The organism is Bacillus cereus group sp. N11 (assembly GCF_016483605.1).
Classification (GTDB): Bacteria; Bacillota; Bacilli; order Bacillales; family Bacillaceae_G; genus Bacillus_A; species Bacillus_A toyonensis.
Map to the genome: position 1 here is coordinate 124,194 of NZ_JAEHBN010000003.1, position 19,116 is coordinate 143,309.

Genomic DNA, 19,116 nt, shown 5'->3' on the forward strand with positions numbered 1-19,116 from the left:
CCAATTCTCAAAAATTAAACTGTTTCAAACGCCAATATGTCATTTATTATATTAGCATTCTTTTTAAGAATATCTAGGTTTGAATTTGATAACATTTCCATATGGGTTCCGTACCCTTGAATTATCCTGAAATTCTTAGTTGTAGCATTTTCCCACATTAAATTATTTTCATCTTCTTTTTCTTTTACTGATTTTATATAACTTATATTTCCATTAATACTACCATTTGTTGTTGTACTCTGTACATACATATAAGACTTCATAATTAATTCTATCAAATAATCACTAGCTAATTTTTCTAAATCTTTATATTTTTTCAAATTGAATTTTTCATGAAGTTCTCTCTTACACTCTTCCTCTGTATAAAGATTCTGTTCTACAATCGTACGGTATTTTGAATCAATAAGAATAAGATTTTCTACTTCAAACCCTTGTCTATTCAATTCTTTTGCCACATCGAATGCAAGTATTCCACCAGCTGAATATCCCACTAATGTGTACGGTCCTTCTGATTGAATATCTTTTATTATTTTAACATATTGTGCAATTCTATTTTCAGATTTAATAAAATTAAAACTGTAAACCGAATATGACTCAATATGCTTTGCTAGCCCCATATATGCTATTCCTATTGAAGCAGCAGGTGGGAAACAAAATAGTTTTTTATTGGTGCTTGTTGAGCTACTAAGTTGAATACAATCCTCTGTATAATCCTTTAACATTTCTTTTGCACCTTCTAAGAACGCTGAAAAACTTCGGACTGTAGGCTTATCAAATACATCTTTAAACGGTACTCTAAAGTTTAACTCTGCAACTATCCTTGAAACAAACGTCATAACGTTTAAAGAGTTCGCTCCGATATCAAATATATTAGTATTCATACCTATTTTTTTGATATTTAAAATTTCTTCCCATATACTAACAATTTTTTCTTCTAAATCATTTCTTGGCGGTTCGTATTCTAATCCATATTTGACATTTCCATCTGGTGCTGGTAATGAATGTATATCTATTTTACCATTTGTTGTCAACGGTAATTCCTTAAGCTGTGTAAAATACGCCGGTATCATATAATTTGGCAGTTCTTTTGATAAATATCTTCTCATCTCTGTAACAGTAATTGCTTTTTCTTTATTCTCTAAAACAACATATGCACAAAGATACTGACTATTCTCACCGTCTATTCTTGCAACAACTTTTGTTTCTTTTATATTATCTAATTTTAGAATTTGATTCTCTATTTCTCCTAATTCAATTCTATAACCACGAATTTTTACTTGATGGTCAGTTCTCCCTATAAATTCGATATTTCCACTAGGCAACCATCTTGCAAGATCCCCTGTTCGATACATCTTTGCTTCAGGTACATATGGATTTGATATAAATTTTTCTGCTGTCAATTCAGGTCTATTTAAATAACCTGTAGCAACACCATCTCCACTTATATAAAGTTCTCCTTCTACTCCTACTGGTAATATCTTTTGATTATCATCCAATATATAAATTTGAACATTATCAATTGGCTTTCCAATAGGTACCGATATGTGTTTATCGTCATTAAGGCTATATTTATAAATCATACAGCCAATTGTTGTTTCTGTTGGACCATACTCATTATAGATTTCAACATTATGATTGAAACTTTTTGAAATCTCTCTTGCTAACTCAGTCTTTAAATCTTCTCCACCCACTATTAATCGTTTTATACTTGAATTGCTGTTATCAATATCTCTTATCAACCTTAAATGAGATGGTGTCAATTTTACTATACCTACTCTATTATCCTTAAAGATTTGTCTTATAACTGGTTCATCCCCATCATTATTGTAAATAACTATTTTATTTCCAGAAATTAATGGTGTGAATATTGATGTAATTGTAAGGTCAAATGAGAAAGATGAATACAAGGCAAAATCTAAGGCCTCTCCTTTGACATATTCCTTATTTGCCCATGTTATATAATTGACTAGGCCTCGTTGCTTAAGCATAGTTCCCTTTGGCATACCTGTAGAACCCGAAGTATAAATCATATAAGCTAGGTTGTTAGTATTACTTGTTACTTTTATATTTTCAGTAGAATAATGATTATACTCTTCATCTAAAAATATTATTTCTTTGTTTAATCTTACTGCATCTTTACCTTTTGTAAGTATTATATTTGTTCCACTATCCTCTACTATATACTTAATTCGCTCTTCAGGATATTCAGGATCTATTGGTAAATATGCTGCTCCAGATTTTAAAATCCCCATAATTCCTATAATCATCTCTAGAGAACGTTCAAGCATGATACCTACAACTGTGTCTGGTTGAACTCCTTTATTCTGGAGTATCCTAGCTATTTGGTTAGATTTTTCATTAAGTTCTTTATAAGTAAGTTGCTGCTTATCAAATACCACAGCTACCTTATTTGGAGTCCGTTCTACCTGTTCTTCAAATAAACGATGAATTGTTTTTTCTTTTGGATACTCTGCCTTTGTTTCATTAAACTCATTCAAGAAATAATGCTTTTCTTCTTTTGAAAGGATTTCTAATTGATTCACATTTTTATGTTCATCCTGCAAAACTTGGTCCATAACATTTTTCAGATGATTTGCTATGTTCTGGATGAGTTTTTCTGAATAGAGATTTCCATCATATGATATTTTGAGAACAAGCTGTTCACCTGGAACGACAACTATTGTAAATCCATAGTTGGTTTGTTCAATCCCTTTAATATCCTTAAACACGAAACTACTCTTACTTTCTTCTTCCTGAAGTAAACGTTCATCAAGTGCATAATTCTCAAAAATCATTACATGATCAATTAAATCCCTTTTCAAATCACTAAGAGACTGTATATCTGAAAGATTCATATAGTTGTATGCTTGGCTTTCTATCGCTTGTTGCTGTACCTCTTTTAAAATATTTTTAAAGGTCTTCTGTTCTTTTATATTAATTCTCGTTGGAATTGCATTAATGAATAATCCAACCATTTTTTCAATTCCAGCTACTTTGGCATCTCTACCAGAAACGACAGAACCAAATACAACATCGTCTGTATGATTATACTTGGCTAAAATAATCCCCCATAAAGTTTGTAGCACAGTGTTTAGCGTAACATTATTTTGATTAGCCAATTCAGTCATTTCTTTCGTAAGTTCCCTGGAAAATTCAATGAGCGTCTCTTGTCCATGGTACTCTCTTGTACTATCAATTTTGAACGATGGAACTTTCGCAGGTTTTTGATATCCTGCTAAATATTGTTTCCAATATTGAATTCCCTCTTCTTTTTCCTGTTCTCCTAACCATCTAATATAATCACTATATGGTCTTGGCTCTTCTAAATTAGGATACTGTCCTACTTGTTTGTTTCCATAGATATGGAACAATTCTCCCAAAATAATACCTCTGCCCCATCCATCGAACAAGATGTGATGATTACTCCATATAATTGTATAAGCCTTATCATCAGTTTGAATAAGTTCCAGTCTAATTAAGACATCTTTACTAAAATCAAAACCTTTTTCTCGATCTTGTTCAATGTAGGTTGTTATACTTTCTTTTTGCTGACTTATTCCTTGCTGTCTAATATCTCGGTATCTAAAGCCAATCTTTCGACCTTTTATGATTACATTTTTTGGTTTTTCTGTAATTTCATATTCAATTGCTGTCCGAAGGAGTTCATGTCTTTTCATAATATCGTTCAAGCTTTCCTCGAATAAGTTGACATCAATAAACCCTTTGACATCAATGACAAGTTGTTCAAAGTATGCACCTGATTTTGGATCTTCTAATGCATGGAATAGCATACCCTGCTGCATATTAGCTAATGGATAAATCTTTTCTATTTCTCCCCACCTATTTTTCGCCTTGATTTCCTCTAGTTGTTCGAAGCTTAATTCTTTGTCTCCGTAGTCAAATGGTGTTTTTTCAGCCTGTTCCTTAGAAATGCAATGATGGATTACATTACGAAGAGCATCCTTGAAAGCTTCTGTAAACTCCACTACGACATCCTCTGCATATACTTTTGTATTATAAGTCGTATCAATAGTGAGCTTTCCATCTAAGACAATAGCATTCATTTCTATAGGTGTTTCTCTTGTATGTTTACCTCCAATCGACTCTCCTGCCGATATCCAAGAAGAAGAAAAGATTGTATTATTGAGATCTGCATCCATTTGACCTAAGTAATTAAACAAAATAGGTGGCTGTTCAATATTCCATAGATCTGGATCTCCACTCAAATGTTTTAAAACCCCATAGCCTATTCCCTTATTCGGAATTCTTCTAAGAGACTCTTTCACTGTTTTAATAGTCATTGAAAGGTCCTTTTCATCTTCTAAATTGATGTATACAGGATATTTGGTTGTAAACCATCCAACTGTTCGGCTAATATCTACATTTTTTATAATCTGTTCTCTACCATGGCCCTCTAGACTAATCCTAATTTTATTTTCACCAGTTACTCTCCTTGTAGCCATTAAAAGAGCACTAATCAGTAAATCGTTGATTTCAGTATGATATGCTTGATTTGTTTCTCTTAACAATCGGCTTGTTTCCTCTATTCCGAGAGTGGTACTGAAAGTATCACTATCCTCATATCGGAATAGTCCAACTTCCTCTTTTTTCTCTAAAAAGTTAACATTATCCTTTAATGTGTTCACCCAATATTGCTTTTCTCTAAGGACTTTTGCACTCTTAGCATACTCGTTGAGCTGAGTGGCATACTCTTTATAAGAAGTCGTTTTGGGATAAAACGCTATTTGTTCTCCTTTCATTAGCTGGCTGTATCCAAGTGCAAAATCTTCAAATAGGATTCTCCAAGAGATTCCATCCACCACAAGGTGATGAATAATAAGTAACAGATGGTCTCCAACATTCGTCTTAAACTGTGCTACATTTACAAGAGGTCCTTCTTGTATATCAATTTTCTTCTGTAATATTGTCGCAAGTTCCTGAATCTTCTCATCTGGATTATCTTCTCTCGAAACGTCATAAACATAAAAACCAAATTGATTCTTTTCCACTTCTCGATTGAATTGAAGTACTTCATTATTCTCTTCTTTATAAATCATTCGTAAAGCGTCATGATGTACAAAAATTGCTTCCATAACTTCTTGTATGATTTCCTCACGGAATCCATCTTTCCTATACAACATAACTGCATGATTATAATGATTTACATCTTCTTTTCCATTCATAAAATACGCTTTTTGAATTGGAGTGAGTAACACATCTCCTGTTTCAATTTCATAAGATCCTTCTTGTATTGTCTCAATATTGACGTAGTTGCTTAAAAGCTTGATTTCCGGATAGGTAAATAAATCTTTCATCTCTAACGTGAGACCTTCTCGTGATAAACGTGAGATAATTTGTAAAGCTTTAATAGAATCTCCACCCGAAGCAAAAAAGTTATGGCTAATCCCAATTGGCTTGACTCCTAATATATCTTCCCATACCTTTACAAGTTTTTCTTCTACCTGATTTCTTGGTTTTTCATAATCTACTCCCTTACTCACATCTGGCTCTGGCAAGGCTTTTTCGTCTACTTTTCCATTTGCCGTAAGTGGAATACGCTCCATCTGAACAAAATAAGATGGAATCATGTATTCAGGTATTTCTACTTTTAAGTACGCTCTTAATTCTTCAAATGATAGGTCCCTCTGGGACATAATATATGCACAGAGATATCTTCTGCCATCCTGACCTTCTCGGTCAATCACGAATGCTTCTTTAATTTGTTCATGTTTAACTAAATGACGCTTAATCTCTTCTGTTTCAATTCGATAACCTCTTATTTTCACCTGGCCGTCGATCCTACCTGCAAGCTCAATTCTACCATCTGATAGTCTTCGAACAAGATCCCCTGTCCGATACATTTTTTTATTTGGTTCAAACGGATTTTGAACAAATTTTTCTTCTGTCAAATCTGCTCTGTTTAAATATCCACTTGCTACGCCATCTCCTGATAAGCATAATTCACCATAAACACCTTTTGGGACAAGTTTCATTTGTTGATCCACTACGTAAGCCTTCATATTCTGAATTGGTCTTCCAATCACAGGACATTCTTTGAAAGCTGCCATTGTATCATATTCAATAACATGATATACCGAACCAATTGTCGCCTCTGTAGGTCCATAGTGATTCATTACCACATGATTTGGGTAACGTGTATAGAATGTTTCAACATCTATTGGATTGATTTTCTCTCCACCTAACACGACTAATCTCAATGTATTACAGCTCTGATTATTTGAGAAACTCGGATCATTCACCAAGACGTTAAAGAGAGACGGTGTCAGTTTCAAATAAGAAATATCTTGTTCTTCTATATACTGTAATGCTTTCTGAGCATTAGTATATACTTCTTTTGTAACGAGATGCAGTTCACATCCATTTAAAAGTGATGAATATAGACTTGTATAACCCAAGTCAAATGCATAGGAAGATACTAACATTGCCTTATCTGTTTCTTTTAGATTCGCTTCCTTTGTAAACCAAGTCATGTAGTTTACAACGTTGTTGTGCTGAACACATACACCTTTAGGTGTACCAGTCGAACCTGATGTATAGATGATATACGCATTATGATTCCATTTATAATTGACTAATAAATTTGATGTATCCCTCTCTTTTATAGAATCATCTTCCATGGAGATTACTTCTCCATTAAATTGGAGAGTTTCTTTCCTTTCTCCTTTTACTATCAATAGGCTAGCATTACTGTCCTTTAAAATAACATTCGTTCTTTTATCCAGTTGTTCAGGATCTATTGGCAAGTAAGTCGCTCCTGCTTTTAATACGGCCATAATTCCAATAATCATTTCAAGGGATTCTTCCACTAACATACCTACTGTTATACCTAGCTTTGCTCCTTTTTCTTGAAGCAACCTTGCCATTTGATTCGCTCTTTCATTCAGTTCCAGATACGTAAGTTTCTGATTTTTAAATACCACGGCTACATGGTGAGGTGTTCGTTTCACCTGTTCCTCAAATAATTGTGAAATTGTTTTATCTTTCGGATAATCAGCTTTTGTATCTTTATCATCCCGCAATAGCATCTGCACTTCTTCTTCTGAAAGCAACATAATATCCTGAATGCTTTGTTCTGGCTTCTCAATAATTTCTTTAAAAACCTGGATTAAATGTTTAGCTAATCTTTCTACAGTTTCCTTCTTAAATAATTTAGTTCTGTAATTTAATACACATTTGATACTACGCTCTTCTTCAACAGCGGTAAGTGTTAAATCAAATTTAGAAACATGCGCCTTCATTTGATATGGTGAGAAAGTTAAACCTTGTATTTCAAAATCATCATAGTCAAAGTTTTGTAAGACGAACATTGTATCAAACAAAGCACTTCTGCTCATATCTCTCTTTAAATCTAATTTTTCAACTAATTCATCAAATGGATAATCCTGATTTTCATAGGCTTTTAAAGCATTCTCTTTAACTTCTTTTAAATAATCTTGGAATGAAACGTCTCGTTTTGGATAATTTCTCATCGCAAGAGTATTAACAAAAATACCCATAATCTGTTTCAAATCATCATGAGGTCTTCCTGCGATTGGAGATCCCACTACGATTTCCTCTTGCCCCGTATATTTTGAAAGCAGTGTTGTGTATCCCGCTAACAGAAGCATGTACAGCGTCACACCATGTTCCTTCGCCATCTTCTTAAGATTAACATATATGTCACTATCGATTTCAAAATGTACAAGGTCACCTTCTGTACTTTGAATTGGCGGTCTTTTATAATCTGTCGGCATATTTAGTACTGGTACTTCTTCTTTAAATACATGCATCCAATACTCTTCTTGTTTTTTCATTTCTTCTTGAGTAAACAATTCTCTTTGCCATACAGAATAATCTTTATATTGAATACTTAATGGAGATAATTCTTTCCCGTTGTATAACTCAGCTAATTCCTGTGTAAAGATCCCCATTGATACACCATCTGATATGATATGGTGCATATCTAATACCATCACGTGCTCATCATTTGTAATATGGATGATTTCAACTCGTAAAAGAGGAGCCTTCTCCAAATCAAATGGTTTAACAAACTCATTGATCATATCATCTAGCTTATTTGTACCCATTTCTCTATACGTCACTTGGAAATCTATCTCTTTTTCAATCTTTTGAGCTGGTTCACCATCTACCATTACAAAAGAAGTTCTTAAAGCCTCATGTCTTTCAATTACTCTATGAAACGCTTTCTCAAATTGACGTATATCCAAATCACCTTTTATTTTCATGGCGAACGGTATATTGTAAGATACTCCGCTACCCTCTATTTTGTTTAAAATATAGAGTCTTCTTTGTGCAGATGAAAGTGGATAATAATCTTGTTCTTCTACTTTTTTGATGGATGCATATACACTTTCTTTTGTAGAGTCAATAAATTCTCCAATCCCTTTTATAGTAGGTGTTTGGAAGATTTGTCGTAAAGGTATCTCCACCATAAGTTCCTTATGGATTTTAGAAACCATCGTAGTTGCTTTAAGAGAATGACCTCCTATTTCAAAAAAGTGCTGGTTGATTCCGATTTTTTCCACTCCTAAAATTTCCTGCCAAATGGATACAAGTCTTTCTTCGACTTCATTCCTTGGTGCCTCATACTCTACTCCCACAACTGCACTTTCATCAGGTTCTGGTAAGGCCTTTCGGTCCACTTTTCCATTTGCTGTAAGTGGTAGTTTATCCAGCTGAACGAAAAACGTAGGAATCATATACTCTGGAAGCTCTTGCGCCAAAACTTTCCGAATTTCTTGTAACATGGATTCTTTTTTACGTGTTTCAGACGTAAAATAAGCACATAAATATGGTTGACCATTATTATCCTCTCTTGCAACGACAACGGCTTCTTTAATCTCTTTCTGTTTCAAGAGTTGATTCTCTATCTCACCAAGTTCAATCCTGAAACCGCGAATTTTCACTTGATGGTCAATTCTACCTAAAAATTCGATATTCCCATTAGGCAATAACCTTGCAAGGTCTCCTGTCCGGTACATCCTTTCCCCTGGAATGAATGGGTTTGGAACAAACTTTTCCGCCGTGAGCTCTGGTCTGTTTAAATAACCACGTGCCAAACCTTCCCCACTTACACAAAGTTCACCTGCAACTCCTAATGGCACTAAATTATTTTCCATATCAAGGATATAAACCCTGTTATTACTTATTGGTTTACCAATAAGTACCTTCTGATCTTCCTGTTTTAATTCACATATTGTAGAACAAACACTATTTTCTGTTGGTCCATATTCATTAAACAATTTTACATGAGGCATTTTCTGAAAATGTTTTTTAATTAGATTTTCATTAAAACCTTCACCTGCAATTGTCACAAATCTCAAATCTACTAAAGGCTTATCAATAGTGTTTAATAGATTATTATAATAGCTTGGAACAGCTAACAAATTAGTTACTTTATTACTTTGAATAATATTTATAAATTTACTGAAATTCATTCTTATATCTTCTATTAAAATTAATTTACCTCCAGAAAGCAAAGTAGTAAAAATATCTTCAACAGAGCTGTCAAAAGAGAAAGAAGGCATCTGTAACGTAATATCACTTTCACTATATTGATATGATTCTATTCTCCAACATAACGTATTGAGAATAGATTTATGATTCACCATTACACCCTTTGGTTTTCCAGTTGAACCTGAAGTGTATATTATATAAGCCATGTCAGAGGATTTATTTAGACTAGGTAAGTTTTCTTTAAATCTATCCTTAATCTTTTGTACATTTATATCAATACAAGTTAAATCATAATCTACTTGTTTATTTTCTTGTTTTAACAATATTTCTATACCACTGTCTTCCAACATATATCTTATTCTATCCTCTGGATACTCAGGATCAATTGGAAGGTATGCTCCCCCGGCTTTTAATATTGCCATCATACCAACTATCATTTCAATCGAACGCTCAACCATAATACCAACCACAGTATCAGGTTTCACACCTTTTTCTCTTAGCAGAGCAGCGACTTGATTAGACTTTTCGTTAAGTTCCCAATAAGTCAATTGTTTATTTTCAAACACAACTGCAATATTTTCAGGTGTCCTTTCTACCTGTTCTTGGAACAATTGATGTATCGTCTTCTCTTTTGGGTAATCTACTTTTGTATCATTAAATTCATACAATAAAGTTGTTCTTTCTTCTTCTGCAATTATGTCTATTTCATTTATTTTCTTATTCTCATCTGCAATCACTTGTTCAGTTACTTTTTTAATGTGCATTTCGATATTATCTATTATTTTGTCATCATAAATATTTCCATCATAAGTTAAAACTAAATTTAACTTCTCACCTGGAGTTGCAGCAATACTAAAACTATAATTGCTCTGCTCTTCTGCATGTAAATCTTCTACCTTAAAACCTATATCCATTTTTTCATTTCCGGCAATACGTTTATCAACAGCATAGTTCTCAAACACAATTATATGATCAATAAGATCATTCTTTAATTTACTCATTGCTTGAACTTCAGCTAAATTCATATAGTTATAATTATTGCTAGCTATAGCTTCACTCTGTACAACCGTTAAAACTTCTTTAAACTTCTTATTCTTTCCAAGGTTTATTCTAGTTGGAATGGCATTAATAAATAAACCAATCATCTTTTCAATTCCGTCTACTGGTGCTTCCCTTCCAGATACAATAGTTCCAAATACTACTTCGTCTGTATTGTTATACTTCGCCAAAATAATACCCCAAATACTCTGGAATACTGTATTAAAGGTTACGCTATTGCTATTAGCAAGCTGTGTAATCTTATTTGTTAGTTCGCTCGAAAATTCAATTACTTTTTCTCTTCTTAAATACTCACTATTATTCTTAGCAATCTGTAATTTTGGTATTTGCGCTTTCTCTTCATAACCATCTAAATATTGCTCCCAATAACTTTTACCTTCTTCTTTATCTTGCTCTTCCAGCCATTTTATATAATCGCTATAAGGTTTCGTTTCTTCTAACTCATATTCTTCACCATTTATTAATTTTCCATATACAGTGAATAACTCACCTAATACGATTCCAAGACACCAACCATCCAATAAAATATGGTGATGACTCCATACCAATTTATATAAGTTTTCATCTGTTCTAATCAAACATACTCTCATTAAAGTATCTTTACTTAAGTTAAATCCCTTTTCTGTATCTTCTTCTCTATATTTTTTTATGAATAACTCTTTTTCTATAGTTCCTCTTTCACTTATATCGCAATATTGAAAACCTATTTCTCTATCCGCTATTATTATTTGTCTAGGCTCCTCAACTATTTCATATTCAAATGATGCTCTTAGTATTTCGTATCTTTGCATGATTTTATTAAAACTTGTTTTTAATACCTCTACATCAACGTATCCTGTTATATCCATGACAGTTTGTTCAAAATATGCTTTTGAATTTTTGTTTTCCAAAGCATGGAACAGCATTCCCTTTTGCATATTTGCTAACGGGTAAATCTTTTCGATTTCGAAATCTTTATACTGTTCTTTAATATCCTTAAGTTCACTTAGAGTTAATTTAGTATCCCCATAGTCATAAGGCGTTTTGTCCACCTCTATTTGACTAACACAATGATCAATTATAGTTTCAAGGCTTTCTTTAAACTTATCATTTAATTTCCTGATTGTTAGTTCATCAAACTCTAGCTCATTAAAGGTAGTATTTATAACCAATTCATTATTAATAATTATTGAATTCATTTCTATCGAATTATTTCGTGAAATCTTTCCTCCAATTGTTTCCCCATAAGAAAATTTTGATTCAGAAAATGCATTTCTGTTAACATCATTATCCATTTCACCTAAATAGTTAAATGAAATTGGTGCTTTTTGTTCATTTAATAGGTACTTCTCTTTTGATAAATATTTTAGTATACCAAATCCAATTCCCTTGTTAGGAATTTTCCTTAAAATTTCTTTTACCATTTTTATATTAGTAGCAAGATCGGTCTCATCGCCTAAATCTATAAGTACTGGATACATAGTTGTAAACCAGCCTACAGTCCTACTAATATCTACATTTTCTAAGATATCTTCTCTTCCATGTCCCTCCATATTTATTTTTATACAATTTTCACCTGTTATCTCTCTAGTACCTAATAATAAAGAAGTTAACAATATATCATTTATTTCTGTATTGTATGCCCTATTGGATTTTCTTAATAAACTGATAGTCTTTTCCTTATCTAAAGAAATACTAACTGTTTTACTATTTTCGAATGTATCACTTTTAAGCTCTTTTTTTCTAGGTATAAATGCAACCTCAGTTTTTGCTATCTCTTGCCAATACTCTCTTTCCTTTAATAATTTATTGCTACTAACATACTCCCTCAACTTAGAGGAAAACTCTTTAAAGGATTCAGTTTTGAATCCAATGTCTAACTTCTCACCTTTTAAATCCTGAGAATATAGAGTTTCAAAATCTTCTAATATTATTCTCCATGATACTCCATCTACTACAAGATGATGAATGGTAATAAGCAGATGATCCCCTTGATCCGTTTTAAATAAACAAAGATTAACGAGTTTACCATTTTTAATGGAAGATTTCTTTTGGATATTTGTCGCTAATTCATATATTTTCTCTTCCTTATTCACTACTCCCTCAACATCATGAACGTATAAATCAAAGAGGTTATCCTTATAGCCTCTATTATACTGAATGATCTCTCCATCATTTTCTCTATAAATCATTCTAAGGGCATCATGCTGTTCTAATATCTTATTAAAGACTCTCTCTATTCTCTTTTGATCAAATCCATCTTCCCTAAACAGCATAAATGATTGATTAAAATGATCTAGTTCTTCTTTATTTTTCTCAAAATACCATTTTTGAATTGGAGATAATATTACTTCTCCTGTAACTATTTCATAAGGTTTTAACCGTTTGTTTTGCTTTTTCACATACTTACTAAGATCTTTAATTTTAGGGTTTGCAAATAGATCTTTCACTTCTAACTTAAGATTTATTCTGGACAACCTGGACACAATTTGCAGAGCCTTAATAGAATCTCCACCTGATACAAAGAAATGATGATTTATCCCTATATCCTCTATGCCTAGGATATCCCTCCAAATCTCAACAAGATGTGTTTCAACTTCATTTCTTGGTGCCTCATATTCTACCCCTGATTGACTACTTCTATCTGGTTCTGGAAGTGCTTTTCGATCCACTTTATCGTTTGATGTAAGTGGTAACTGGTCAAGTTGAACAAAATAAGAGGGAATCATGTAATCAGGGAGTTCCTTTTCTAAAAATTCTCTTATCTTAGCTGAAGATATTGCTTTTTCAGACACAATATAAGCACTTAGATACGTATGATTTTCCTTGTCCTCTTTTGCTACTACTACGACCTCTTTTATATCTTGATGTTTTAACAACTGGCTCTCTATTTCACCAAGTTCTATTCTATACCCACGTATTTTTACTTGATGGTCAATTCTTCCTATGAATTCAACATTTCCATCAGGCATCCATCTTACAAGATCACCCGTACGATACATTTTTTCCCCACTGACGAAAGGATTGTCCACAAATTTCTCGGCAGTTAAGGCCGGATTATTTAAATAACCTCTTGCCAATCCATCTCCAGTTACACATAACTCTCCTGTTACTCCAATTGGACAAAGCTGATTATACTTATTTACTATATAAACTTTAGTATTATACACCGGTTTTCCAATTGGAATATTATCATCATTTTTATTCATTAAGAAACTTGTAGTTACTACTGTATTTTCGGTTGGACCGTAGGCATTTACAAGCTGATAGCGGGTATTCTTATTTAAAATTAACTTTTCGCCACCTGATACTAACATTCTTAAAGAATGATTATCTTGTAATATAAATTGTTCACTTACCTTAGATGGGAATGTTGCAACTGTTATGTCTTTACTATTCATATATTCATTTAATTTATCTAGATTAAGCCTAATATCTTTGCCTAAAACGTGCAAAGTAGCTCCGGTGATTAAACAAGGGAAAATTTCTCCAATAGATGCATCAAATGAGACTTTCAAATAGTTTGTAATTCGATCTCTTTCTGTTATTTTATGAAAATCTACATACCAATTACATAAATTGACTAAGGAATGATGTTCCACTAACACCCCTTTTGGTAAACCCGTGGAACCAGACGTATAAATGACATAGGCTAAATCATTTCTATTATTACGCCTTTCCATATTAATTTGCTCTTGTTTTTTTATTGTTTCATCATTAATTGAGATTTTAGTTATACATTCATTATTGGTAAAATGAAGTTTATCGTATAAATGAGTCTGCGTTAATACGAACTTTGTGTTACTATCTTCTACCATATATTTAATTCGCTCTTCAGGATATTCAGGGTCTATTGGTAAATATGCTGCCCCTGATTTTAATATCCCCATGATACCGACAATCATATCTAAAGAACGTTCCACCATAATTCCTACAATCATTTCTGGGTGAACACCCTTATCATGAAGTAATCTGGCTACTTGATTGGATTTTTCATTGAGCTCCTTATAAGTAACTTGTTGCCCCTCGAATTCTACAGCAACCTTGTTTGGAGTTCTCTCTACCTGCTCCTCAAATAATTGATAAATGGTTTTATTCTTTGGATAATCCATATCAGTTTCATTAAATTCATTCAAAAGGATGTGCTTTTCTTCTCCAGAAAGCATATCTATTTGACCTAAACAAACTTCCTGATTACTAGCAATTTCTCTTAAAATACTAACAAAGTGCTCTGATATTTTAGCTATTGTCTCTTTCTTAAACAATTTTGTACAATATTCTAAATCAAATTTTATGATGTTATTAGTTTCTACTGCTGATAATGTCAAATCAAAATTTGCTATATTAAGTTCACTATCATATGTTTCAAAACTTAACCCTTTAATCTCTTCACTAGAAGTATCTAGGTTTTGTAGCACAAACATCGTATCAAATAATGCACTTCTACTCATATCTCTTTGTAAGTCCAGCTTTTCAACCAATTCATCCAAAGGATAATCTTGATTTTCATAAGCCATTAATGCATTTTCTTTTACTTCTCTTAAATAATTACGAAATGTTTTATCTTCTTTTGGATAATTTCTCATCGCGAGGGTATTCACAAACATTCCGACAATATTTTTCAAATCATGATGGCTTCTTCCTGCAATTGGAGATCCTACCACAATATCATCTTGACCCGTATATCTTGAAAGTAAAGTTGTATATCCAGCTAACAGAAGCATATACATGGTAACCCCATTTTCTTTTGCAATTCTATTAAGCTTCTTTGTCAACTCACTATCTATTTCAAAACTTCTTAGGGACCCTTCAACACTTTGTGTCTGCGGCCTTTTATAATCTGTTGGCATATTTAATATTGGTACTTCTTCTTTAAAAACATTCATCCAATATTTTTCTTGCTTCTTCATTTCCTCTTGAGTAAACAAGTCTTTTTGCCATACTGAATAATCTTTATACTGTATATCCAATGGAGATAACTCTTTCCCTTCATACAGTTTACAGAGCTCACTATTTAAAATATGCATTGAAACTCCATCTGAAATGATATGGTGCATATCTAGGACCATCACGTGCTCATTATCTGTGACATGTATGATTTCAACCCGTAAAAGAGGAGCTTTCTCCAAATCAAATGGTTTAACAAATCCATTGATTATATCATCTAGCTTATCGGTACCCATTTCTCTATACGTCACTTGAAAAGCTATGTCTTTTTCAATCTTTTGAACTGGTTCACCATCTACCATTACAAAAGAAGTTCTTAAAGCTTCATGTCTTTCGATTAATTTATGGAAAGCCTTCTCAAGCTGATGAACATCCAAATCACCTTTTATTTTCATAGCGAAAGGCATATTATAAGATACTCCGCTACCCTCTATTTTGTTTAAAATGTAGAGTCTTCTTTGGGCAGATGAAAGCGGATAATAATCTTGTTCTTCTACTTTTTTGATCGATGTATATACACTTTCTTTTGTAGAGTCAATAAATTCTCCAATCCCTTTTATAGTAGGTGTTTGGAAGATTTGTCTTAAAGGTATCTCGACCATAAGTTCCTTATGGATTCTAGAAGCCATCGTAGTTGCTTTCAGTGAATGGCCTCCAATTTCAAAAAAGTTGTGTTGAATTCCTATGTTTTCTATATCTAAAATATCTTGCCAAATGGATACGAGCTTTTCTTCGACTGTATTCCTTGGCGCCTCATACTCTACTACTCCTGCAACCGAACTTCCATCAGGACTTGGTAAAGCCTTTCGATCTACTTTCCCATTTGTAGTAAGTGGTAACTTGTCTAGCTGAACAAAAAAAGCAGGAATCATATACTCTGGCAGCTCTTTTGCCAAAAACTTTCGAATTTCTTGAACCCTAGTCTCGTCCTTCGGTGTTTCAGAAGTAAAGTACGCACATAAATATTGATGATTATTATTATCTTCTTTTGCGATAACAACAGCTTCTTTTACTTCCTTATGTTTTAAAAGTTGACTCTCTATCTCACCCAGTTCAATCCTGAAACCACGAATTTTCACTTGATGGTCAATTCTTCCTAAAAATTCAATATTTCCATCAGGTAACATTCTCACAAGGTCTCCTGTTCGATACATTCTCTCTCCTAGAATGAACGGATTTGGAACGAATTTCTCAACTGTTAATCTCTCGCTATTTAAATACCCTTTACTTAATCCGTCTCCAGAAATACATAGTTCTCCAGGTACACCAAGTGGAAGCAAGTTAGAATTTTTATCTACTACAAAAACCGAAGTATTTGCTAACGGTTTTCCTATTGGAATAACCTCAGTTACTTCATTAACAAAATAATACGTAGCATATACCGTGCTTTCAGTTGGACCATAAACATGAATAATTTTATCTTTGCCCAATTTCTCAAGGGCTTTTTTCACATGTGGAACTGAAACTCTTTCACCACCGAATAATATTTTTCTTATTTTATCTAAACAATCTATTTCTAAATCTACAAGCGCATTAAATAAAGCTGTGGTAATAAACATAATACTTATCTGTTCTTCCTTTATTAACTTAGCTAGTTTAACAAGACTTAATACAGTGTCCTTCTCAACCATTATTAACTTTGCACCATTTAGAAGTGCACCATAAATATCAAATATAGACCCATCAAAAGCATAATTCGAAAGTTGTAGTATCGTATCATTCTCACTAATTTCAATATAATTTGTATTCTTAACTACTCTAATTGCACTATAATGCGGAATAACTACTCCTTTTGGTGTTCCTGTTGATCCTGAAGTATAAATGATATAAGCTGTATCACTTGAATGATTTATTAAATTCAAATTATCTGTACTTAGCCTTAAAAAATTCTCTTGATCTAAATTAATTAACTCCACATTCAAATTAAGTTGACTTATACATCTGTCTTGAGTCAATAAAACTTTTACATTACTATCTTGTAACATGTAGCCAATTCTCTCTTTAGGAGTATCAGGATCAATTGGTAAATACGCCGCTCCGGATTTTAAAATCCCCATAATTCCTATTATCATTTCTAAAGAACGGTCGACCATGATTCCTACAATTGTGTTTGATTGAACACCTTTTTCTCGCAGTAGTCTAGCTATTTGATTTGATTTTTCATTTAATTCCCTATAAGTTAGGTTATTACTTTTAAAGCTAACTGCCACACGGTCAGGTGTCTTCTCAACCTGTTCCTCAAACAATTGATGTATCAACCTATCTTTAGGATATTCAACGGTTGTTTCATTAAATTTATAAAGAAGGATGTTTTTTTCCTCTTCTGAAATTAAATCTATATCGCTCATTTTCTTATCATCATTTTCAATAACTTGCTTCGTTACATTTTGAATATGACACTCTAGATTATTGATTAGTCTTTCTTCATATACATTTTCATCATATACAATTGTTAGTTTCAATTTCTCTCCTAATCCTACAGTAAGGCTTAGGCTATAATTACTTCTCTCTTCGTCGATTACAGATATAACTTCGAACCCTAATCCACTTTCCTTTTCTTCCAATCCTTTTTCATCAATAGCATAATTTTCAAATACTAATATATGATCAATAAGATTACTTTTTAAGTTACTAAGAGCTTGAACTTCGGCTAAATTAATATAATTATAATCATTACCCTCTATTGCATCATGTTGAGTTGCTTTTAAAACTTCTTTAAATGATTTTTCACTTTGCAGCTTTATTCTAGTTGGTATTGTATTTATAAATAAACCTAACATGTTCTCTATACCTTCTACAGCTGCATCTCTGCCTGAGACAACTGTTCCAAAAACAACATCATCACTATTGTTATACTTCGCTAGAATAAGCCCCCAAATACTCTGCATCACTGTATTTAAGGTGACGTTATTTTTATTTGCCAGTTGTGTAATCTTATCAGTTAACTCTTTTGAAAACTCTATCACTTTTTCTCTTCTCTGATACTTTCCAGCACTAGAGTTATTAAATTTAGGGAGGGTAGCATTTAACTCATACCCCTCCAGATACTTACTCCAATACTTCAATCCTTCTTCATTATCCTGATTATTTAGCCAATTTATATAATCACTATAGGGTCTAGGATCTTCTAATTGATGCTCTTCACCTTTCATTTTATGTGAATAGATAGTAAATAACTCATCTAATATAATCCCAATACACCAACCATCAAGTAATATATGATGAAAGCTCCAAATTACTTTATATGAGTTATCATTTGTTTTCATCAAACAAATTCTCATAAGGGTTTCTTTTGTTAGGTCAAATCCCTTCACCTTATCATCTACTATATATTTTTCCATATATAAATCTTTAGTGTTTAAATCTAAATTACTTACATCATTATAGCTAAACTTAATTTTTCTATCCCTTAATATTACATGTAATGGCTCGTCCAATTTATAATTAAATGATGCTCTTAACACCTCGTGCCGTTTCATAATCTCGTTGAAACTTTCCTCAAAAATAGTTTCATCTACATAACCTTTTATATCTAATATAATTTGTTCAAAATATGCATCTGAATTTTTATCTTCAATAGCATGAAACAGTATCCCCTTTTGCATATTTGACAATGGATAGATTTTCTCAACTTTATTAACTTTCATAAATTTA

General features: G+C 32.5%; 1 protein-coding gene. It reads right to left on the reverse strand.

The annotated features are described in order from the left end of the window. Positions 1–14 precede the first annotated feature (14 nt). A complete protein-coding gene (locus tag JDS98_RS06815) occupies positions 15–19,109 on the reverse strand; it encodes a non-ribosomal peptide synthetase (protein WP_199633683.1) in 19,095 nt (6,364 codons plus the stop codon). Positions 19,110–19,116: the final 7 nt, after the last annotated feature.